The sequence below is a fragment of the Corynebacterium sp. 212_CJEI genome (assembly GCF_001055915.1).
GTDB lineage: Bacteria > Actinomycetota > Actinomycetes > Mycobacteriales > Mycobacteriaceae > Corynebacterium > Corynebacterium jeikeium_D.
This window is the reverse complement of sequence record NZ_JVPT01000054.1, coordinates 74322-96280: the sequence shown is the minus strand read 5'-3', so window position 1 is coordinate 96280 and position 21959 is coordinate 74322. Positions and strand designations below refer to the sequence as shown.

Genomic DNA, 21959 nt, shown 5'->3' with positions numbered 1-21959 from the left:
TAGCGGTAAAGTCTGGAAATGATACCAGTCAATAAGGAGCTTCTTTGATGTCGAACTTGAGTGACCTCGTCGGATCCCACGTTCGTGCCGAATCCGGCCGTGTCCCCCAGTCGTCCACTGAGATGGAATTCTGGTCCGGTCTGTCACGGGTTGTTGTCGATGACCTAGCGGACAACTGGCAGCGCACCACGGAGGCATACGCTGCTACCCGCCAGCAGCACTACTTCTCCGCCGAGTTCCTCATGGGTCGCGCCCTGCTGAACAACCTGCTCAATGCAGGCCTGGTGGATGAGGCCTCCGCTGCGGTGGAAAAGTACGGCAAGAATCTGACAGACGTGCTCGAGGCCGAACACGACGCCGCTCTCGGTAACGGTGGCCTGGGTCGTCTGGCCGCCTGCTTCCTGGATTCCTGTGCCACGCAGAATCTGCCGGTGACCGGTTATGGCATCCTCTACCGCTACGGTCTGTTCAAGCAGAGCTTTGAAAACGGCTTCCAGGATGAGCACCCGGATCCGTGGATGGAAGAGGGCTACCCCTTCGTCATTCGTCGCGAGGAACTGTCCAAGATTGTCACCTTTGATGACCTGGTCGTGCGCGCTGTTCCATATGACATGCCAATTACCGGCTACGGCACCGATAACGTCGGCACGCTGCGCCTGTGGCACTCGGAGCCAATGCGTGAGTTCGACTACGACGCCTTCAACTCGCAGCGTTTCACCGACGCCATTGTCGAACGGGAGCGCGTCCATGACCTGTGCCGCGTGCTCTACCCGAATGACTCGACCTATGACGGCAAGGTGCTGCGCGTTCGCCAGCAGTACTTCTTCGTCTCGGCTTCGCTGCAGACGATGATTGATTCTTACATCGAGAATCACGGCGAGGACCTGCGCGATTTCCACAAGTACAACTCCATTCAGCTCAATGACACCCACCCGGTGCTCGCGATCCCAGAGCTGATGCGTCTGCTCCTGGATGAGCACGATATGAGCTGGGACGACGCCTGGAACGTCGTGTCCAACACCTTCGCCTACACCAACCACACCGTTCTGGCAGAAGCGTTGGAGACCTGGGAATACTCCATTTTTGACCGTCTCTTCGGCCGCGTTCTGGAGATCACCCGTGAGATCGACCGCCGCTTCCGCGAAGACCTCGCGGAGCGCGGCTTCGACCAGGGCAAGATTGACTACATGGCGCCGATTTCCCACGGGCGTATCCACATGGCATGGATTGCCTGCTACGCCGCGTACTCCATCAACGGTGTTGCCGCTCTGCACACGGAAATCATTAAGCGCGAAACGTTGAAGGACTGGCACGATATCTGGCCGGAGCGCTTCAACAACAAGACCAACGGAGTCACCCCGCGCCGCTGGCTCAACCAGTGCAACCCGCGCCTGTCGGCACTGCTGACTCGCCTGTCGGGTTCGGACGCCTGGGTCACCGACCTGGACAAGCTCGCTGAGCTCGAAAAGTTTGCTGACGACGAGGCCGTGTTGCGTGAGATTCTCGACATCAAGCACGAGAACAAGAAGGACTTCGCCACCTGGCTGGAACACCGCCAGGGTATTTCGGTGAACCCGGACGCCATCTTCGATACCCAGATTAAGCGTCTGCACGAGTACAAGCGCCAGCTTCTCAACGCGCTCTACATCCTGGATCTCTACTACCGCATCAAGGAAGACCCAGCGCTGGACGTGCCACCGCGCGTGTTCATCTTCGGTGCCAAGGCCGCCCCAGGCTACGTTCGCGCGAAGGCCATCATTAAGTTCATCAACGCTATCGCGGACAAGGTCAACAACGATCCGGACATGGACGGTCGCCTGCAGGTCGCCTTCGTTGAGAACTACAACGTCACCCCGGCAGAGCACATCATCCCAGCCACCGACGTCTCCGAGCAGATTTCCACTGCCGGTAAGGAGGCTTCGGGTACCTCGAACATGAAGTTCATGATGAACGGCGCACTGACGCTGGGCACCATGGACGGCGCAAACGTCGAAATCGTCGACGCCGCCGGCGAAGAAAACGCCTACATCTTCGGTGCGCTGGAAGAGGAACTGCCGGAGCTGCGCCGCACCTACAGCCCGCGTGGCACTTACGAAACGGTGCCGGGTCTCAAACGCGCGGTCGATTCGCTTGTCGACGGCACTTTTGCTGACGGTGGCAGCGGAATGTTCCACGACCTGCACTTCTCGCTGCTGGAGTCCAACGGGTACGAGCCAGCCGATGTCTACTACGTCCTCGGCGACTTCGCTGACTACCGCGAAACCCGCGACCGCATGGCCGAGGACTACCGCGACGAGCTGGCGTGGGCCAAGAAGTGCTTCCTGAACATCATCCGTTCGGGCCGCTTCTCCTCCGACCGCACCATCCGCGATTACGCCAATGAGGTCTGGAAGCTGGAAGAGACCAAGATTTAGGCCCCGGCTGGGCCAAATCCTGGCTGGGCCAAGCCCCAGCTAGGCCTGCCCAGTTTCCAGCAACCGCTTGAACCCATCCTCGTCGAGGATGGGCAAGCCCAGCTCCTCGGCCTTTGTGGCCTTGGAACCGGCGTTTTCGCCAACCACCACGTAGTCGGTCTTCTTCGACACCGACCCTGCGGCCTTACCGCCACGGGAGATAATGGCTTCCTTCGCGCTGTCGCGAGTGAAGTCCTCCAAAGAGCCGGTGACTACCACGGTCAATCCCTCTAGCACCTGATCTGGACGATCGGCGACCTCATCGGCCATACGCACACCGGCAGCTTCCCAGCGCTCGACAACCTCGCGGTGCCAGTCCACCTCGAACCAGTCAGCCACGGAATCGCCGATGATCTCGCCGATACCGTCGATGGCCGAAATCTCTTCGCGGCTCGCAGCGCGCAGCGCCTCCATCGAGCCGAACTTCTGTGCCAAGGTCCGCGCCACCGTTGGGCCCACATGACGAATGGACAGGCTGACCAATACGCGCCACAGCTCTTTATCCTTAGCTGCCTCGATATTGGCCAACAGCTTCTTACCATTGGCATTCAGCGTTTTCCGCGAAGCCGTAGTGTAGACCTCAGTGCCGAGCAAATCTTCCTCGGTGAGGTCGAAGAGGCGGGACTCGTCGTCAAGCACGCCGCGATGAATCAAATCGGCAGCGCCCCTCTCCCCCAGGTTTTCGATATCAAACCCGGAGCGGGAGGCGAGGAATTCAATTCGACGACGCAGCTGGCCTGGGCAGTAGCGGGTATTGGGGCAACGCCAATCGGCATCGCTGTCCTTTGCCGGAGCCAAACGAGTACCGCACTCGGGGCAGAGAGTCGGGTAAATGTACTTTCGCTCGCTACCATTTCGGAGATCGGCCACGGGACCGAGCACCTCTGGAATCACGTCACCGGCCTTGCGGATAGTCACACGGTCCCCGATGAGCACACCCTTTCGGTGCACTTCAGAAGGGTTATGTAGCGTCGCCATCTCGACAGTTGACCCGGCCACGAAAACCGGCTTCATCACGGCATATGGCGTCGCACGACCAGTTCGTCCAATGGAGACTCGAATATCCAGCAGGTCCGTGGTGACCTCTTCTGGCGGGTACTTATACGCGATCGCCCAGCGCGGCGCCCGCGAGGTCGCGCCCAGCGCGCGCTGCTCGGAAAGGGAGTCAACCTTGACCACAAGCCCGTCCATCTCGTGGATGGCGTCGTGGCGGTGCTCGCCCCAGTACTGCATCTGCTTGACGACGTCATCCGCGGAATGAACCTGCTTTGTATACGGCGACACGTGGAAACCCCACTCGTCCAAGGCACGATAGGCCTCGTGCTGAGACTGTGGACGCCAGCCCTCGATATGACCAATTCCATGGCAAATCATGGACAAGCGACGCTTCGCCACTTCTGCAACATCCTTCTGTCGCAGGGAACCGGCGGCGGCGTTACGGGGGTTGGCAAACGGCTTCTGACCCGCTTCGACGCGATCGGCGTTGATGCGTTCGAACTCTTCCAACGAGATAAAGACTTCACCACGCACCTCGAGCACGTCGGGGATGTTCTCGCCGCTGATTTCATGCGGAATATCTTCGATAGTGCGCGCATTGGCGGTGACGTTCTCCCCCACGCGGCCGTCTCCGCGGGTGGCCGCCCGGACAAGGCGGCCATTCTCATAGACCAGATCGATAGACAGGCCATCGATTTTCAGCTCGGTCAGATACGTGCTGGCCGGGGTGCGGGCCAGCCAGCCGCGCAACTCCTGCTCATCGAAAACATTGTCCAAGCTGTAGAGGCGTTCGAGGTGCTCAACAGGCTCGAATACTTCCCCGTCGGCAGGCGTGTCGACCTGTGCGCCGACCTGCTGGGTGGGACTGTCCGGCACCACCAGATCGGGCCACTGCTCCTCTAACCGCTGCAGTTGACGGAACATCTCGTCGTACTCAGCATCGGAGATAACCGGCTGCGCGGTGTAGTACAGCGCAGCGTTTTCACGAATGCGAGTTGCTAGATCTTGCCACTTCTCCCGGACGTCCGCCGGCGCCGGCTCGGAGGCGGGGGCGCTGGAAAACGAAGACAAATCGGAGGTTGACAGGTCGGAGTTCTCATCGGTCGAGGAAGTCACGTCGCTCATTCTATGTCATTGCCCGGATGCGCCGGGGGACACGGAAATTCTCTTGACCTTGTTCCTGCCCCTCAGCGAATCCGCACTCTCCGCTACAGTTGAGACATGCATAATTTCGATCCGCGACGCATGCTCGCGTTTGATCTGGAGACTACCGGCACGGATCCTCGCACCTGCAAGATTGTCACTTCCGCACTGGTCCGGCTGACTGAGCAGGGCAAAGATTCCACCATCATGCTCGCTAATCCCGGTGTCGAAATTCCGCAAGCTGCGTCTGATGTGCATGGCATCACCACTGAAAAAGCTCGCGCGGAGGGGCGCCCGCACGATGAAGTGCTAGCGGATACCATTGCCGGCCTTCGAGCTGCCTGGCGCGATGGTCTGACCGTAGTGGCCTATAACGCGGCTTATGATCTGACGGTACTGCGCTCGCAGAATCCCAGTTTTACTGTTGACGGCCTCGTCGTCGACCCCTTTGTGCTGGATAATTACTTCGACCCGGAACGTCGTGAAAAACGCACATTGACTGATGTCTCCCGCCATTATCAGGTGCGCCTGGACGGGGCACATGATGCCACCGAAGATGCTCTGGCGGCTGCGCGCATCGCATGGGTGATGGCGCGCCACTACCGGGAGCTAACCGAAAAATCGGGAGAAGAGCTGATGGAGCTGCAGGCCGTCGCGTACTACCAGTACAAGAAGAACCTGCAGCAGTACCTGACCGAAAAAGGTAAGGATACGTCGGACTTCACCTTCGGGTGGCCGATGGACTGAGCAGCGGCCCCCTCACCCTCCCCGGCTCTCCCAATATCCAGAGTTTTGTGATTATCCAATGGAAATCGAATATCCAAAATTCGGCGGAATATCCAAGTTATCCAAGCCGATGTGGATTATCCATTGCTATGATTGATGCGTGACCACTCGCGGCGACAAGGCCATCTCCATCCCACGCAATCCTTTCCACCCCACATTCGGCCGATCCCCGGCCATCATCGGTGGGCGCGATGTCGAGCTGGACTCGTTTGAGCTGGCTCTGGCGGAAGGCCCCGGTAATCCCTGGCGAACCGCGCTAATTTCCGGTACCCGCGGAATCGGTAAGACGGTACTTCTCAACGAGTTTGAAGCCGCAGCAAAGCAACTGGGATGGATTGTGCTGCGTGCTCACATCGGCTCTGAAATGATTTCTGAACTCACCGATGTCACCATTCCGCGCACTTTCAGTGCCATTGACAGTGCACCGACGGGCAAGGGCCGTCACCTCACCGGCCTGTCCATCGCCGGCATTGGCGGGTTTAAGACGGAAGTCAGCACTTCTCAGCCCGAGCCCGGCAGGAATCTGCTCAGCCAACTTCAGGATCTCTCGGCTCTCCTCATGCCACAGGGATCCGGCATCTTGCTCACTCTCGACGAGGTTCAAAGTGCAGACCCCGCACAGCTCAACGAAATTGCCCATGCAATCCAGGACCTAAATCGCGACGATGCGGAGATTGCCTTTGTCGCAGCCGGGCTGCCCAGCGGTATCGAAGACTTGCTCCAGCTAGAGGGCGCAACATTCTTACGCCGTGCCGAGCGCGTGTCTCTGGGCCGATTGGACGTGGAGACCACCAAGGACATCATTCGCAGAACTGCAGAACTCGGCGAACGTGCGATGACTGAGGATGCCGTCGAGCTGGCCGCTGAACTCAGCCACGGCTACCCGTATCTCATACAGACCATTGGCTCAGTCGCTTGGGCTAAGGCCAGGTTGGCCCACTCGGACACCATTACCGCTCAGCATGTCTCGGATGCGGCAGCGGAATCAATCCGCCGCATCGGGCTGCAAGTTCATGCGCCCAGCCTGCGAAAAGTACCACCTCGCCAGATTGATTTTCTCAAAGCGATGGCGAGCCTCTCCCCCAATGGAAAGCCCGTGGCCACGAGCGCCATCGCAGAGACCATGGGACGCAAACTCTCTGGCATCTCACAGCTTCGCCATGACCTGATTTACCGCGAGCTGATTGTGTCAGCGTCGACGGGATACGTGGAATTCACACTTCCCTACTTCGCCGATTACCTCAATACGCTGGTGGAATAAGGTCGCTATTCGTCGCGAGCCAAGTCACCGGCTGCCCGACGAAGAAGCTCCGTGGCATTACGGCCTGCGCCGAGTTGCGCCTGTGCTTCTCCATTGGAGCTGGCAGCAAAGCCGCCCATCGGCGCCAGATTCAGGCTCTCAGCAATCTGTAGGCGCGAATAGCCCAGCTCATCCCAGAACAGCGCTGCTTGCTCAGCGAGTGCTCGAGCCGGTGTCGCCACCGGGACGCCCGTGTGCTCTTCTCGCTCCGTGACCGTCACTGGCACAATACCCAGCTCCAGGGACATATCGGCACCGACCACGACAGCCGCAAAATCCAGTTGCTGCGTGGTGGTCAGTTCTTTGCGAGGTAGCCACACTCCGGCCGCACCGGAATCCGCCAAGGCCTGAACAGCCAGGCCATCGGGGCTCGACAGCGCGATGGTCACTTCGATGTCGTCGTCACGCAGCGGCCCCGTGACCTCGAGGAAGATCTCCGCGATCTCGCGGTGCCCCTGGGCGGGGAGATAGCCCGCGTTGCCCATCAGCATGGACGGAGCCTTGATCTTGCCCTGTACGACTGCGCCGAGTGCGGGTTCTGCCAGAAGTACCTCGATGTCGCTGTCGAAACGCCGACGGACATCGGCGATGTGGGAAGCCAATCCCGCGGCCAGCGACTGCGCGAAGTACTTCACGGCGCCGCGGTCAACGGCGATGAGATGGCCTGCGGCATTTTCCACCGAAGTCGCCATCGTCCATGGGCCGAGAGCGGTCAGGCGAATCTTCTGCGGGGTGCGTCCCCACGCTTCCTCGCACGCGTCGATGTCTCGGTGGAGATAATCAGTGGCCAAGGCACTCGCGCGACCACGACGGTCGGCGACTTTCCAGGAGCGCGCTCCCCTGTCCACGACGAGGTCAGCCATGAGGGCGGCCGTGCGACCGACGGCATCGGCGCCGAACCCACGGGCGGGCAACGTCGGTAGCGTGACGTGACCTTCCAGGCATTCGCCAATGACAATCTCTGCCGCCTCGTGTGGATTGCGGCCCGGCATCGGGCCAAGGCCGACAAAGGAGGTCACGACAAGTCCTCTTCACGGGCGGTCGAGACAATCGTGCCGGAGCCCAGCACGTAGTCGCCCGCAGTGTCAGTGTGGTACAAAACAGCGGCCTGACCAGGAGCGACACCACGAAGCGGATCGCTCAGGCGCAGCCGGAAGGCGCCACCGCGTCCGGTGACGTCATCGTCAGGTCCTGCCAGCACTTCAATGCGGCAGTCGATGGGGCGACCGTGCGCACGCACCTGCACCTGCAGCTTGCCGGCCTCCGAGGCAGCGAGTACCTCATCCGGGTTGGCCAGCCAGATGGCACGGTCAGCCTCGAGCACGTTGACATTCAAGTCCGCAGCCGTGCCGATTGTCACCGTGCCGGTCTCTGCGTCAATGCCGGTGACATAGCGCGGCTTGCCATCAGGCATCGGCCCCGCCAGGCCAATCCCCTTGCGCTGACCAATGGTGAAACCGTAGACACCGTCGTGCTCAGCGACAGTGTCGCCAGTTTCCTTATCCACAATGGTGCCCGGGCGACGGCCAATCTTCGCGCCCAGGAACGCCTTGGTATTGCCATCCGGGATGAAGCAGATGTCGTAAGAGTCCGGCTTGTTGGCAGTGCCTAGTCCCATCCCGCGGGCTTCTTCACGAATCTCTGGCTTCTCGGTGTTTCCTACCGGGAACATCGAGCGCTGCAGCTGCTCGCGATCCAGCACGCCCAGGACATAGGACTGGTCCTTCTTCGCATCGCGGCCGCGGCGCAACAGGCCGTCGTCGCCAAGCAAAGCGTAGTGCCCCGTGACCACAGCGTCGAAGCCGAGCGCGATGCCACGCTCTAGTAGAGCGGCGAACTTGATGCGTTCATTGCAGCGCAGGCATGGGTTCGGCGTCTCGCCGCGCTCGTAGGAGTCGTAGAAGTCATCCATGACCTCTTCTTTGAAGCGCTCGGAGAAATCCCAGACGTAGAAAGGAATGCCCAGCTCATCGCAGACGCGGCGGGCATCGCCGGAGTCCTCTAGCGAACAGCAGCCGCGGGATCCAGCGCGAACGGACTGCGGATCTTTCGACAGCGCCAAGTGCACGCCGACGACCTCGTGACCTGCGGCCAATGCACGCGCCGCAGCCACGGAAGAATCCACACCACCGCTCATTGCTGCAAGAACTCGCATTGCGTTGCAACCTTTCCCCTCTAGATTTTGTGCACGTGTCACCGTACCACCACGGGGCAAAAACTAAGCCATGCCAGCACGCCGCGCCCGCTCGACCGTTTCCGGCAGCGCCGAAATGACGGCGTCGACATCCGCCTGCGTCGAGGTGTACCCCAGCGTAAAACGAATCGACGATCGCGCTTCCGGCTCCGAAACGCCCATCGCCATCAGCACGTGCGAGGGACGGTTAACGCCCGCGCTACATGCCGATCCCGTAGAGCAGTCAATTCCCGCCGCATCGAACAGCATGATCAAACTATCGGCCTCCGCGCCCGGGAAGCTAGCGTAGACGTGCCCCGGCAAAGCGAGCTCGCTGGTGTGGATAATCGCACCGTCGATGTGCACGATTGCCCTGATGAGCTGCTGCGTCAGACCGCGGATTCGCTCATTGTCCGCCGCCATCGCGTCCACCGCCGCGCGCAGTCCTGCCGCCATGCCCGCCGCCGACGCCACGTCCTGCGTGCCCGAACGCAGTCCGCGTTCCTGCCCGCCGCCGTTGTTATGCGGGGTAAGTTTCGCTTCACGACGAACAAGCAGCGCCCCAATCCCACGGGGACCGCCGAACTTGTGCGCGGAGATGGCCATTGTAGTGGCGCCACTTGCGTGGAAATCAATTGGCAGATGTCCGGCTGCCTGCACAGCATCGATATGGAAAGGCACGCGAGCCTCCTTCGCCCGCTTGGCAATCTCCTCCACCGGCTGGATAGTGCCGGTCTCATTGTTCGCCCACATGCACGTCACCAGCGCGGTGTTCTGCCGACTCATCGCCGGGAACTGCACCATGTCAACGCGACCATCAGCACCTACAGGAGCCTCAACAATCTTGGCCCAGTGTTCCTTTTCCAGATGGTGGCATGTCTTCAACACTGCATCGTGCTCGATTGGTGGAACCACAATGTCCGAGCCAGAGGCCTTGAAGTACAGGCCTGAAATCGCTAGATTGTCGGCCTCAGTTCCACCGGAAGTAAAAACTACCTCGATGGGATCGGCACCGAGCAGCTCTGCAATTTCCTCTCGGGACTCTTCCAGAACCTTTTTCGCAATGCGTGCGGTGGCGTACTGCCCCGAGGGGTTGGCCAGACCTAGGTTCTCGACCATTGCCGTGCGCGCTTCTGGGCGCAATGGCGTAGTCGCGGCATGATCCACAAAGTGACGGGTCTTCGCAGCAGACTTCATTTCACTCTTCTCGTCCGGAGCGGCAACGATGTGGTCATTAAGCATGCAGGCAGTATAACGCTGCGTGCGGCTTATGCTCACTATCCGCCATAGTTAAACCTCACTGTCTGCACGAACAGATGAGTAGGACCAAAAAAATGCTCGGAGCGGGAACAGACAGGAAATCTGTGCCCACCCCGAGCGGGTAGTTGCTAGCCGAGTTGACTCTCGGCCAGCAGCCTTACGCAACTAGCAGCCTTAAGGCAAGTGCGTATTACTTCAGGTTCTCGATAGCCTGCGGGACAACGTCGAACAGGTCACCGACGACACCGAAGTCAGCAATCTCGAACAGCGGAGCCTCTTCGTCCTTGTTGACCACAACGATGGTCTTGGAGGTCTGCATACCTGCCTTGTGCTGGATAGCACCGGAAATACCCAGAGCAACGTAGAGGTCCGGGGAAACGGTCTTACCGGTCTGGCCAACCTGGAACTGACCCGGGTAGTAGCCAGCGTCAACAGCAGCACGGGAAGCACCAACAGCTGCGCCGAGAACGTCTGCCAGCGGCTCAACAACGTTCTTGAAGCCATCCTCGGATGCGACACCGCGGCCACCGGAAACAACCAGCTTAGCCTCGGTCAGCTCCGGACGGTCGCCGCCCTCAGCCGGCGCAAAGGAAACGATCTCGACAGCGTTGTTGCCGATCTCTGGGAATGCAATCTCGGTAACGTCAGCGGAACCGGACTTCTCCTCCGGGTCAACGGAGCCCGGACGCAGAGCGTAGACCGGGGATGCGCCGTAGCCGACACCGTCAACGATGTACTCGCCACCGAAGATGGAGTACTTAACGGAAGCGTCATCGTTGATAGCAACAACGTCGGACAGCAGACCGGAACCGGTCAGCGCAGCGACGCGGCCAGCGATTTCCTTGCCGGTTGCGGAAGCGGAAACCAGCACCGGAACCTCACGCTCGGAGGCCAGGCCGACGAGAACGTCAACCTCAGGGGTGATCAGGTACTTGTCGGCATCGTCGGACTCAGCAGCGAGAATCTCGCCAGCGCCGTAGGAGGCCAGGGTGTCTGCGAAGCCAGCAGCGGTACCCGGGGTACCCACGACAACTGCGGCCGGGGTGCCGAATGCGGAAGCAGCGGTCAGCAGTTCAGCGGTGGTGTTCTTCAGCTCGCCATTTGCGTGCTCGACGAGAACGAGGACGTCGGTCATAGTGATCTTTCTCCTACTTGTATCTCTATTTGTCTTCTATTCGCGTCAAGCGCCTTAGATGAACTTCTGGGCCTTGAGGTACTCGGCCAGCTTGGCGCCGCCGTCTCCCTCATCGTTAATGCGCTCACCAGCGGTCTTAGCCGGCTTCGGAGTGGAGCCAGTGACACCGGTAGCAGCGTTTTCGAGACCAACCTGCTCTGCCTCAGCAGCAACATCGTCCAGGGTCAGCTCGGTGACCGGCTTCTTCTTAGCGGCCATGATGCCCTTGAAGGATGCGAAGCGCGGGCTGTTTGCCTTCTCAGTGACGGAGACGACTGCCGGCAGGGATGCCTTGAGCTGGTAGATGCCGTCTTCAACCTCGCGCTCACCGGTGATGGAGTCACCGTCGATAGCGACGGAACGCAGGTGAGTCAGAACCGGGAGGTCGCGGTAAACACCGAGGACAGCCGGAACGGAGCCGGTACCACCGTCAGTGGAGGCGTTGCCGGTGATGATGAGGTCAACATCCTCGAGGGTGTCAATGACGTTGGACAGAGCCCATGCAGTCTGGACTGCGTCAGAGCCCTCAAGTGCGTCGTCCGAAAGAATGACGGCATCGTCAGCACCCATGGACAGAGCCTTGCGCAGTGCCTCGATGGCACGATCCGGGCCTACAGTTGCGACGGTAACGTTTCCGCCGTGCTCTTCCTTCAGCTGCAGGGCAGCCTCAACAGCGTTCTCATTAATCTCGTCGAGAACTGCGTCTGCAGACTCACGATCGAGGACAAACTTGTCGTCGGTGAGCTTACGCTCGGACCAGGTGTCCGGAACCTGCTTGACCAGAACCACAATGTTCGGCATTTTTCTGTCGTCCTTACTGGTTGATTACTGGTGAACGTTTATCTGACCTTACTTCGCAAGCCACCTCACAATAAAGTGAACCAGGCCACGCTCTAGGTCGTCTGTGTTGAAGATAACAGAACCTGTCGCCAATGCGAAGGTGATCCAGATAACAATGTCGTTATTTTTTTAAATTTTTTCTCACGTCACGAGCCCACCCCACCCGCTAACATGCCATTTCCGCATGTCAGAGGTTAATAATACGCAACCGATCGCAGTTGCCTCCGTGGTATTCGCCAACAGCAAACACCGATCCCCAACAGGCTACCCCCACCAATTTTCCGTCGTAACGCGGTCCTTAACCGATCTCTCGAGGCTCACAGATAAACGCCGTCGCGCTCCGCCCAATACGCGTGATCACCACCGCCAATGCCCTGGCACCTTTCAGCTTCCACTGCTTGCGCAACACGTCCGGGTTCACGTCCACACCGCGCACGAGAATCTCCGCCGCCCCGCAATCCAACGCCGCCAGCGCCTTGCGAACCTGCTTCAAATTCACTTGCTCAATAACTTCAAACCCGGCAATGCCCTGTGGCAACGCATCACCGCTAAGATGCGCAATCCGTTCATCGAGCTGCCACAGCCCATGTGCCGCCGCAAAATGCCGCACCAGCCCGGCGCGCACGATTGCTCCGTCCGGGTCAATGATGTACCGACCGGCCGCCCGTACGTCGATGTCGTCAGGCATGGTGTCGTCGTATGTCTGCACGTTCACCGCCGACAACTCTAATGGCCTGTGCTTATCGACGGTCTGGACAACCATCGCCGACCGCGTTACGGATTGCCCCTCGGTAACTCTGACCAGCCCCGGCGTATATAGACACGCCTCCTTGACCGCACCGTCGACCGAAGTGACAGCTACTTCCCCGCTCCACTCGCTGAAGTCGAGGCCCGGCGCACATTTGATAGCTAGTTCTTTGTCGGGCCAGGCGGCTATGAGCGCCGACAGTGGCGGAAGCAGGTCCTCCGGGTTGGTGATCCTGCGACCACCGGAGCGGCGTGCAGGGTCAGCGACAATGACGGGTGCGTCAAAGGCCGGTTGCAAAGCATCGGCCTGCGCGAAGATGTTCTTGCCGACGTTATGCCGCGCCATGGCCAGCCGCGCAAGGTCGAGATCAGACCCGACAACGGTCAGGCCCTCGTGGTCAATTGCTGCCACTTCAGTACCAATGGAGCAGGTCACATCGGCCACTGCTTCGACACCGAGATCCGCAAGCCTACGGGCGCGAGCCATCGCGACGACAAAGGGCGTGGCCTGTTGCGCTGCTTCGGAAGAGAAGATCCAGTCCCCTGGCAGTTTGCTGACCGCCGAACGCCGAGCTGCCGCAACTTCAATGACCGCGCGACCAAACTCGCCACAGTGTTGGCGTAGATGCGCGGAGTCTGCAATCAGAGACTTTTTAGTGAGCGCGAGCTGGTCGGCCTCATCTAGCCACTCCGGGTGAGCAGCAACAGCGGCCACCTCTGCAGCGGACAGGGACACTCGTTATCTCCTTCCAACTAGGGATCAGCCGGTTAACGGGGGTTGAGTAGTCGGCTAACGGTTCATACGTTTGCGCAAATGCCCCATGTGGGTGGCAACGGCAAAGTACTCATCCATAAAAGGTTCCCCGAGGAAGTCACTACTGGTGCGTCGCACCGGAGTGTTTCTGGCCGCCTCGAGAGCCTCGGCCACAGTACTGACGCCGTCCAAGCGAGTTAGTTGCGCCCAGGTCGGAGGCATGAGGCCAAGTAGCCCACGGCGCCATCCATCCAAAATCGTAGTCGGTCGGAACCAACCTGAAGATGATGCCTCAGAGGTGTCACCGTCGGCCCTTTGACCGTCGGGAAGCGCGGCGAGGAAGAAATAGGTGTCGTAGCGAATGGGGTTGGATTCGGGTGTCACCCAGTTAGCCCAAGGACTGACGAGTTCGGCATCGAGCGCCAGATTTTCATTGCTAAGGAAATCCGTCAATGACAACTCGTGGGCTTCCAACTGTCGTCGCTGACGGTGGAAGCGGTGACCATCTGCGACAATCTCACCGCCAGCATCGCGAACCAACAGAGTGCCTGTTTCCTCAAAGGTCTCACGCACGGCCGCGCAGGTGAGCGCGTGCGCCCGCGCGCAGTCGACGTTAAAAGCCTGCGCGATCCGCGACTCGGGGTCGGCCTCCAACAGCTCGGTCACGGCCATGACCTCATTCGCGACAGCGGGGAAATCACGCTGGTCTACTCCACCGCCGGGGAACACGGTCATGTTGGCCGCAAAGCGCATTGAGGATACGCGTTCTTGAACGTAGACCTCGAGCCCGCAGTGGGTGTCGCGGAGCAGCAACACAGTCGCAGCCAGTTTCGGCGACGCGGGTGTATTCGGGGTTTCAGGTGTCGGAACCGCCATGAGCGTCTACTTCTTCCGGTGCTTTCCAGCAGGCCGTGCCCGGCGCGCAAAGTAGCGATCATCGATGCGATCGACGACGATTTCCTGGTGGAAAGCCTTGGTCAGGTTCTCACTGGTCAGGACGTCGTCAATAAGCCCCTGTGCGATGACATTGCCTTCGTCGAGGAGCATCGCATGGGTGAAGCCGTACGGAATTTCTTCCGGGTGGTGCGTAATCATCACCATCGCCGGCGCATCCGGGTCGAGTGCGAGTTCGCCTAAGTAACCGACGAGGTCCTCGCGACCGCCGAGGTCGAGTCCGGCTCCCGGCTCGTCGAGAAGCAGCAATTCGGGGTTGACCATCATGGCTCGTGCGATGAGTACGCGCTTGCGCTCTCCCTCACTGAGAGTGCCCCAGGTGCGGTCTGCAAGATGCTCAGCACCCATGCGCTCGAGAATCTCGGAGAGCTGTTCGAAATCCATCTCTTCATAGGTCTCACGCCAGCGCCCCAGGACGGAGTAACTGGCGGAAATAACAAGGTCCGCGACCTTTTCGTCATTGGGAATGCGGTGAGCAATCGACGATGATGTCAAACCAATCATGGTGCGCAGATCACGCATGTCGGTGCGCCCAATCTGCTCGCCCATCACATGGGCCACCCCTGAAGACGGGAACTCCTCCGCTGCAGCAATGCGCATCAAAGAAGTTTTGCCTGCACCGTTCGGCCCCATGATGACCCAGCGTTCGTCAAGTTCTACTTGCCAATCGACCGGCCCGACCAGCGTACGGCCACCACGGATGAGGTTTACGTCGCGAAAGTCGAGTAGCAAATCTTCGTTAAAGTCTTCTTCCAATTCAGCCACACATCCATGGTGCCCTAACTTTGCCCAAATGTGCGCTTGGACATTCTCATCTATCCTCGGTAGAGAGCAAATCGAGTTCACTCGAGATGGTTTTGCTTCGATTTTCACCTAGCTCGCCGACAATTAGGAGAACGTCTTTTATGACTGGTCGAATCGGTATTGATGACATCCGTCCTCAAATCAACGGTGGTGCAACTCCATCGAAGGCCGTAGTGGGTGAAGTCGTCCCAACCTTTGCCGTCATTTGGCGAGAAGGCCACGACGCGATGAACGCCACGCTCAACGTCAAGGGGCCGAAGGAATCAGCTTTTGCTTCCCGCTCACAGCGCATCCCAATGCACTTTTCTGACCATGATCCAAATCAGGTCAATGCCACCTTCGTCCCAGATGTTCCCGGGCTGTGGACCATTCGCATTGATGCCTGGTCCGACCCGATGGCAACGTGGCGCAACGCTATCACCAAGAAGTTCGAGGCCGGTCAGAGCGAAGCTGAACTCGCTAATGATCTAGAAATTGGCGCCGCTCTCTTCGACCGCGCCGCCGCTGGTGCCGCTGCTATCCACCGCAACCACCTACGCTCCATCGCCGCAGGTCTGCGCGGCGACGGCGATCTTCGCGCCCGCATTGCAGCCGCGCTTTCCGACGAGACCCGCGCCATTTTGCAGGCGCACCCGGTGCGCGACCTTTTGACCCGCGGAAAGACCCGCAAGATCAAGGTTGACCGCCGCGAAGCCCTGTACTCCTCTTGGTATGAGTTCTTCCCTCGTTCCAACGGTGGTTACGGCGAAAATGGCGAGCTGCTGCACGGCACATTCAAGACTGCGGTTGCACAGCTTGATCGCGCTCAGCGCATGGGCTTCGACACGGTCTATCTGCCCCCGATTCACCCAATCGGTGAAATCAATCGCAAGGGTCGCAACAACACCCTGACCCCGGAACCGGGCGATGTCGGATCTCCGTGGGCTATCGGCTCCGCAGAAGGTGGCCACGACGCCATCCACCCGAGCCTCGGTGACGAAAAGGACTTCAAGGAATTCATCAAGGCTGCTAAGGAGCGCGACCTCGAGGTCGCTATCGACCTAGCGCTCCAGTGTGCACCGGACCACCCCTGGGCTAAGGCTCACCCGGAGTGGTTCACCGTGCTGCCGGACGGCACCATTGCCTACGCCGAGAATCCGCCGAAGAAGTACCAGGACATCTACCCGCTGAATTTCGACAACGATGCCAAGGGCCTGTACGCAGAGGTTCTGCGTGTAGTGAAGTTTTGGGTCAAGCGTGGAGTCAAGGTCTTCCGCGTGGATAACCCCCACACCAAGCCGGGCAACTTCTGGGAATGGCTGATTGAAACCGTTCACGAAACCAACCCGGAGGTCATCTTCCTCGCCGAGGCCTTCACCGCCCCAGCCCGTCTCTACGGTCTGGCCAAGGCTGGCTTCACTCAGTCCTACATCTACTTCCCGTGGAAGACTACGAAGGAAGAGCTGACCGAATTCGGCGAGGAGATTACCCGCCATGCGGACATCGCTCGCCCATCCCTATGGGTCAATACCCCAGATATTCTGCATGACTTCCTGGTCAAGGGCGGCCGTGGAGCCTTCGCCATCCGCGCCGCGCTGGCTTCCACCCTATCTCCGCTGTGGGGCATGTACTCCGGCTTCGAGCTGTTTGAAAACGTTCCGGTCAAGGAGGGCTCCGAGGAGTACCTCGACAGCGAGAAGTACCAGCTCCGCAGCCGCGATTACGACCAGGCACTGGCCACCGGCAACTCGCTGGAGCCGTTCATTGCCACGCTGAACAAGATTCGCCGCGAGCACCCGGCTCTGCAGCAGCTGCGCAACCTGCACTTCCACGACATCGACAATGACAACCTGCTGGCTTACTCGAAGCTCGATCCGGTCACCGGCGATGCCATCCTCGTTGTTCTCAACCTCGATCCGTGGAATGCCCAGGAAGCTACCGTGCACCTCGACATGGATCGCATTGGGCTCCGCAACCACGACCGCATGGATGTCACTGACCTGATTACCGGCAACCAGTTCAACTGGGGCAAGGACAACTACGTCCGCCTGGCACCGTGGGAAAACGTCGCGCACATCATCAAGCTGCCGGAAATCGATGTCAAGCTCCGCCACAAGTTGGCTTGGCGCGACGTCCCCGACTACGAGGGCTAGAACGCTTGCTGGGAACTTTCGGGGTTAGTGGGCCGCTGACCTGACCACTGTCGCAACGATTCGTCGTTAGGCTGGCGGGTGAGTTAGCAGCCCACTGTCCCCTACCTCCCTCTATTTCTTTAGAACTGAACTCAACAACTTCACATTCACCTACCTAGAAACGCTTCGGAAGGACCTTCCATGGGAGCCCACACAGATCCCCGCCTCGCAATTGATTCCGGCGATATGGATCGCCTGCGCTACTGCACCCATCACGATCCGCACAGCATCTACGGCGCACACGTCGTGGACGGTGACACGGTTATTCGCACGAGGGTCTTCGGCGCTCAGGCAGTTACTGTCGTCAGCACGCGCGGCGAGTTTGAAGCGGAGAACCTGGGCGACGGTTTCTTCACCGCCCTCGTCCCAGGCGGCGATGACTTCGACTACCGCCTGCGCATTACGTGGGACTCCGGCGAAACCGTAGAGCGTGCCGACGGCTACCGTTTCCTCCCCACTATTGGCGCTGGTGACCTGCACCTAATCGGCGAAGGACGTCATGAGGAACTGTGGAAGGTTCTCGGTGCTCACCTTCGCAGTTACGACACAGAGCTGGGTACGGTCGAAGGCACCTCGTTTACGGTCTGGGCTCCGAACGCACGTGGCGTAGCCGTGGTCGGTGACTTCTGTATGTGGAACGGCGCGCAGTACCCAATGCGCTCTATGGGTGGTGCAGGTATCTGGGAGCTGTTCATCCCGGGTGTGGGTGAGGGCGAAGTCTACAAGTTCGCCATCACGACACCGGAGGGACAGCGCCGCGATAAGGCCGACCCGATGGCGCGTGCTGCTGAGCTCCCACCGGCTACCGGGTCGATTGTCGCGACCTCCGACTACACCTGGGGTGACCAAGCGTGGATGGAAAAGCGCGCCAACACAGACTGGACCGAAGAGCCCATCTCTATCTACGAGGTCCACTTGGGTTCCTGGAAGCAGGGCCTGAGCTACGAAGTTATGGCGGAGAAGCTGGTGCGCTACGTGGTCGACATGGGCTACACCCACGTGGAGTTCATGCCAGTATGTGAGCACCCGTTCACCGGTTCCTGGGGTTATCAGGTTTCCGGCTACTACGCTCCGACCAGTCGCTTCGGCACCCCAGACCAGTTTCGCGGTCTAGTTGATGCCTTCCACGCCGCTGGCATCGGTGTCATCATGGACTGGGTTCCGGGGCACTTCCCGAAGGACGAGTTCGCACTTGCCCGCTTCGATGGCACGGCTTGCTACGAGCACCCGGACTGGCGTCGCGGCGAGCAGCGCGACTGGGGCACCTACGTTTTCGACTTCGGCCGCAACGAGGTACGCAACTTCCTCTACGCCAACGCACTGTACTGGGCAGAAGAGTTCCACATCGACGGTCTGCGCGTCGACGCAGTGGCTTCCATGCTGTACCTGGACTACTCCCGCAATGAAGGCGAGTGGCTGCCGAACCAGTACGGTGGCCGTGAAAACCTCGATGCTGTTCAGTTCCTGCAGGAATTCAACGCCACTGTACACAAGCACAACCCGGGCTTCCTCACCGTGGCCGAAGAATCCACTTCTTGGCCGGGAGTGACCGCACCTACCGAACACGGTGGCTTGGGCTTCTCTATGAAGTGGAACATGGGCTGGATGAATGACACGCTGGAGTACTTCAGCAAGGAGCCGATTTACCGCTCCTACCACCACCATGAGCTCACTTTCGCTATGGTCTACGCCTACTCGGAAGAGTTCATTCTGCCGATTAGCCACGACGAGGTCGTGCACGGCAAGGGCTCGCTGTGGGAGCGCATGCCGGGCGGCGATTGGGATAAGGCCGCAGGCCTACGTACTTTCCTGACCTTCATGTGGGCGCACCCGGGCAAGCAGCTTCTATTCCAGGGTCAGGATCTTGGCCAGAACCACGAGTGGAACCACGATGAGTCCGTGGCTTGGGACAACCTCGAAGGTTGGAGCGGCGAATTCCACCGCGGCATTCAACTGCTGGTTAAGGACATCAACGCCATCTACAAGGAAAACCCAGCGTTCTACACCCAGGATGACCGCCCAGAGGGCTTCCAGTGGATTAACGCGGATGATTCCACAAACAATGTTGTGTCCTTTGTCCGTTACGGCACCGATGGCTCGGTCGTCGCCTGCGTCTATAACCTGTCGGGAACCACGCAGGAAATCTACAAGATTGGCGTACCGCGCGGTGGCCAATGGACGGAGATTCTGAACACAAACGCATCGCGTTACGAGGGCTCCGGCTACGGTGAAAACGGTACTGTGACCGCGGTCGAGCACGGTTGGAACGGCCAGGCTCACTCGATTGATTTGGTGCTGCCGGCCAACACCGCCGTTTGGCTGAAGTGGCAGGGCTAGTCCCGAATCCAGCCAAACAAAAGACAATCACATAGGAATTGCCCGTGCTGCACGGTTTTCAGTGATCTGAGTTTCAGCCTGAAAACCTGACTCACGGGCAATTTTGTTTTGGGGAGCGTATCCAGGTCCTATCCACGGAACGGATTGAACCAGTCAGGTTCCAAAGATTCGTTGTAATTCGCAGAATCTGAATCATCGATGTACCCGGATCCATCCATGCTGTCGGTTCCGATACGATCAGGAATGCCGTCGCCATCCTCATCCGCGCTCCACGTCGCAGCCTGCTTAGCAGTCAGTGGCTTGCCATCCTTACCAAGGCGATTGTAATCCGGCAGAAGCTGGGCTATTTGGGAACCCAGCTGGCCGAGCAGGCCGTCGGTAAGCTCATTGAGCGGCACCTCATCAAAGCGCGTCGTAATGGCGTAAGCGATGGGGCCGGCTGCGGTGTACAAAATACCGTGGTCATTAACGCCCTCGGCAGTGTCACCGGTCTTCTGGACTGCGGAGCCGACGTACATCACAAACTTCTGCGAACCACCGTAAGTGAGGTAGGTCAATGCAGTTTGTGCCGTGTCCTTGGTAATGAAGTTGTGCTTTGAGGTGCCATCGGCCACTTCCTGGAGACGTGCCATGAACAGCGCAGCTTGAGAGGGAGTAAACCAGGACCGATCACCGCTGGGATTGGGGATGTTGAACTTGTTGCCCAGGTGGTAGCGCTTGTCATCAACACCGGCTTCCTTGATGGTTTTGTTGACCTCGTCGAAACCACCGACAGCGTCAATCAACCCATTCGCCGCGGTGTTGTCCGAATACCGCATCACGTACTGCAACAGCCCGTCGAGCGTGTATTGGCCAGGGCCAATCACGCTTCCGCCAACACCATTGTCCCAATCGACCGTCACCGTCTTGTCTAGGTCATCGCCGAATTTCTTCAGCGCAGTAACCACTAACGGAGCCTTGATGGTCGATGCGGAGTACTCCTTCGTATCCTCGCCTACCGACGCCGTGAGCCCTTTGTATGGACCGTCAATGACACGCAAATAGACACCTAAATCAATGCCATAGTTGTCGGAGAAACTCTTAGCCGCAGTATCGAGGACGTCCTGTGCATCAGACCAGGTGACTTCCTCGGAAGCATCCCAACCGTTATCTGGAGCATTAGGTTTTGTGGTAGCAGTGGTGGCCTTGGACCCGGTGGTGCTTGGGACATCGATGGTGCACCCCGCCAACAGAGTCGAGGCCGAAAGCGCAACAATGACCGAGGCGGAAGTAGCGCGAAGGGCTTTGGGGCGAAGTCGCATGCAAAACTCCTGGCTGCAGAAAACTGAAGACCAAAGGCACCTAGCGCAGTATGAACTGTCTGAGGTGAACAGGTGGATGAGATGCAGTGGTAACTGCTGTAAACCACTGAGAACTGTTGGAAGATTACCACCTTCCGAAAAATCTCGTTGCACTGGGGCGCAGCTTTTGTGCAACAATGGATTAAATATAGACATGATTAAAAGAATCAATGTCCAACGGTACACCCAGGCAGTTGAGCTGCACATTTGATGCTTAATGCTTCAACGATGCCTCGTCCGAGACCGCTGCTAGAAATAGCGCACGGCACCGAAAATCGGAGGAAGTGAATCGCAATGAAGGAAAAGGTACATCGCTTGATGGACCGCATGCAGATTCGCCATGCCCATATGCGCAACACCTGGTATGGGCCGGTACTCTCCCCGGTTCTTCTCGTCGCAGGCTTCGTATTGCTCATTGTTGGCATTATCATTTTGCCAACTCCTGCTCCCGGATGGCTCTGCATCTTTGTTGCACTGGGAATTCTCTCGTTGGTGCATCCGCCGACACGTCGCCTGAACATCTGGTTGGCAGCAAAATTGGACGCCTTTTACGCCTGGTATGCGGAGCGTCATGTGGCAATGAAAGCAACACTTTTCCTGTTGCTAATGGCGTTTATGGCCGCTGTAATGGGCAGCGTCTACTACTTCATGGCTCCGGATGACTGGCCATACACCGACGCTTCAAGCTAGGAGCCTGAGCGCTTTCCAGGCTCCTAGTACAGTGCCC

16 protein-coding genes are annotated in these 21959 nt (G+C 59.1%); 6 read left to right on the top strand and 10 right to left on the bottom strand.

Going from position 1 to position 21959, the window contains the following annotated elements; all coding sequences use genetic code 11:
• Positions 1 to 47: 47 nt before the first annotated feature.
• A complete protein-coding gene (locus tag ADB02_RS06460; protein ID WP_049172083.1) occupies positions 48 to 2414 on the top strand; it encodes a glycogen/starch/alpha-glucan phosphorylase in 2367 nt (788 codons plus the stop codon).
• Positions 2415 to 2453: 39 nt separating this feature from the next.
• On the opposite strand, the gene ligA is transcribed toward ADB02_RS06460, so the two are convergent.
• Entirely contained in the window at positions 2454 to 4574 is a 2121-nt protein-coding gene (gene ligA / locus ADB02_RS06455) for an NAD-dependent DNA ligase LigA (protein ID WP_141750516.1), read from the bottom strand.
• A gap of 96 nt (positions 4575 to 4670) precedes the next feature.
• On the opposite strand from ligA, the gene ADB02_RS06450 reads away from it, so the two are divergent.
• Positions 4671 to 5339, top strand: a complete 669-nt coding sequence (locus tag ADB02_RS06450) for a 3'-5' exonuclease (protein WP_049190101.1) — start codon at positions 4671 to 4673, stop codon at positions 5337 to 5339.
• A 139-nt stretch (positions 5340 to 5478) separates the two neighbouring features.
• A complete protein-coding gene (locus tag ADB02_RS06445; RefSeq protein ID WP_049190099.1) occupies positions 5479 to 6639 on the top strand; it encodes an ATP-binding protein in 1161 nt (386 codons plus the stop codon).
• A 5-nt stretch (positions 6640 to 6644) separates the two neighbouring features.
• Here the strand turns inward: ADB02_RS06445 and ADB02_RS06440 are convergent, their stop codons facing one another.
• The 8 genes from ADB02_RS06440 to ADB02_RS06405 all read right to left on the bottom strand — a co-directional run bounded on the left by ADB02_RS06440 (position 6645) and on the right by ADB02_RS06405 (position 15345).
• On the bottom strand, positions 6645 to 7697 hold the full coding sequence (locus ADB02_RS06440) for a methionine synthase (RefSeq protein ID WP_049190098.1): 1053 nt from the start codon (positions 7695 to 7697) through the stop codon (positions 6645 to 6647).
• On the bottom strand, positions 7694 to 8833 hold the full coding sequence (gene mnmA / locus ADB02_RS06435; protein WP_049190095.1) for a tRNA 2-thiouridine(34) synthase MnmA: 1140 nt from the start codon (positions 8831 to 8833) through the stop codon (positions 7694 to 7696). The genes ADB02_RS06440 and mnmA overlap by 4 nt, the downstream gene beginning before the upstream one ends.
• 63 nt (positions 8834 to 8896) lie before the next feature.
• Positions 8897 to 10048, bottom strand: coding sequence for a cysteine desulfurase family protein (locus ADB02_RS06430; protein ID WP_049190139.1), 1152 nt, complete (start codon positions 10046 to 10048; stop codon positions 8897 to 8899).
• Between the two features lie 253 nt (positions 10049 to 10301).
• Entirely contained in the window at positions 10302 to 11246 is a 945-nt protein-coding gene (locus ADB02_RS06425; RefSeq protein ID WP_016422471.1) for an electron transfer flavoprotein subunit alpha/FixB family protein, read from the bottom strand.
• Between the two features lie 54 nt (positions 11247 to 11300).
• Positions 11301 to 12086, bottom strand: a complete 786-nt coding sequence (locus tag ADB02_RS06420) for an electron transfer flavoprotein subunit beta/FixA family protein (RefSeq protein ID WP_049172072.1) — start codon at positions 12084 to 12086, stop codon at positions 11301 to 11303.
• Positions 12087 to 12423: 337 nt separating this feature from the next.
• The gene (locus tag ADB02_RS06415) at positions 12424 to 13608 is read right to left on the bottom strand and encodes a THUMP-like domain-containing protein (RefSeq protein ID WP_049172070.1); all 1185 of its coding nucleotides are present in this window, start codon (positions 13606 to 13608) and stop codon (positions 12424 to 12426) included.
• 54 nt (positions 13609 to 13662) lie between these two features.
• Positions 13663 to 14502 (bottom strand): NUDIX hydrolase, encoded by an 840-nt coding sequence (locus ADB02_RS06410; protein WP_049172068.1) that lies wholly within the window; start codon positions 14500 to 14502, stop codon positions 13663 to 13665.
• A gap of 6 nt (positions 14503 to 14508) precedes the next feature.
• Positions 14509 to 15345: an ABC transporter ATP-binding protein gene (locus ADB02_RS06405; RefSeq protein WP_048735276.1), complete on the bottom strand. Its 837-nt coding sequence runs from the start codon at positions 15343 to 15345 to the stop codon at positions 14509 to 14511.
• A gap of 140 nt (positions 15346 to 15485) precedes the next feature.
• On the opposite strand from ADB02_RS06405, the gene ADB02_RS06400 reads away from it, so the two are divergent.
• Entirely contained in the window at positions 15486 to 17516 is a 2031-nt protein-coding gene (locus tag ADB02_RS06400; RefSeq protein WP_049172064.1) for an alpha-1,4-glucan--maltose-1-phosphate maltosyltransferase, read from the top strand.
• 180 nt (positions 17517 to 17696) lie between these two features.
• Entirely contained in the window at positions 17697 to 19892 is a 2196-nt protein-coding gene (gene glgB, locus ADB02_RS06395) for a 1,4-alpha-glucan branching protein GlgB (RefSeq protein ID WP_049190093.1), read from the top strand.
• A gap of 128 nt (positions 19893 to 20020) precedes the next feature.
• Here glgB and ADB02_RS06390 read toward each other — a convergent pair whose 3' ends face one another.
• Complete coding sequence (locus tag ADB02_RS06390) at positions 20021 to 21193, bottom strand: serine hydrolase (protein ID WP_049190092.1); 1173 nt, start codon at positions 21191 to 21193, stop codon at positions 20021 to 20023.
• Between the two features lie 333 nt (positions 21194 to 21526).
• Between ADB02_RS06390 and ADB02_RS06385 the strand changes: the two genes are divergently transcribed.
• On the top strand, positions 21527 to 21922 hold the full coding sequence (locus ADB02_RS06385) for a TIGR02611 family protein (RefSeq protein ID WP_016422463.1): 396 nt from the start codon (positions 21527 to 21529) through the stop codon (positions 21920 to 21922).
• Positions 21923 to 21959: the final 37 nt, after the last annotated feature.

Coding starts and splice junctions, on each gene's coding strand:
- ligA (WP_141750516.1), bottom strand. CDS start 4,574: ATGAGCGACGTGACTTCCTCGACCGATGAGAACTCCGACCTGTCAACC.
- mnmA (WP_049190095.1), bottom strand. CDS start 8,833: ATGCGAGTTCTTGCAGCAATGAGCGGTGGTGTGGATTCTTCCGTGGCT.
- ADB02_RS06410 (WP_049172068.1), bottom strand. CDS start 14,502: ATGGCGGTTCCGACACCTGAAACCCCGAATACACCCGCGTCGCCGAAA.
- ADB02_RS06385 (WP_016422463.1), top strand. CDS start 21,527: ATGAAGGAAAAGGTACATCGCTTGATGGACCGCATGCAGATTCGCCAT.
- glgB (WP_049190093.1), top strand. CDS start 17,697: ATGGGAGCCCACACAGATCCCCGCCTCGCAATTGATTCCGGCGATATG.
- ADB02_RS06460 (WP_049172083.1), top strand. CDS start 48: ATGTCGAACTTGAGTGACCTCGTCGGATCCCACGTTCGTGCCGAATCC.
- ADB02_RS06420 (WP_049172072.1), bottom strand. CDS start 12,086: ATGCCGAACATTGTGGTTCTGGTCAAGCAGGTTCCGGACACCTGGTCC.
- ADB02_RS06390 (WP_049190092.1), bottom strand. CDS start 21,193: ATGCGACTTCGCCCCAAAGCCCTTCGCGCTACTTCCGCCTCGGTCATT.
- ADB02_RS06425 (WP_016422471.1), bottom strand. CDS start 11,246: ATGACCGACGTCCTCGTTCTCGTCGAGCACGCAAATGGCGAGCTGAAG.
- ADB02_RS06450 (WP_049190101.1), top strand. CDS start 4,671: ATGCATAATTTCGATCCGCGACGCATGCTCGCGTTTGATCTGGAGACT.
- ADB02_RS06400 (WP_049172064.1), top strand. CDS start 15,486: ATGACTGGTCGAATCGGTATTGATGACATCCGTCCTCAAATCAACGGT.
- ADB02_RS06430 (WP_049190139.1), bottom strand. CDS start 10,048: ATGAAGTCTGCTGCGAAGACCCGTCACTTTGTGGATCATGCCGCGACT.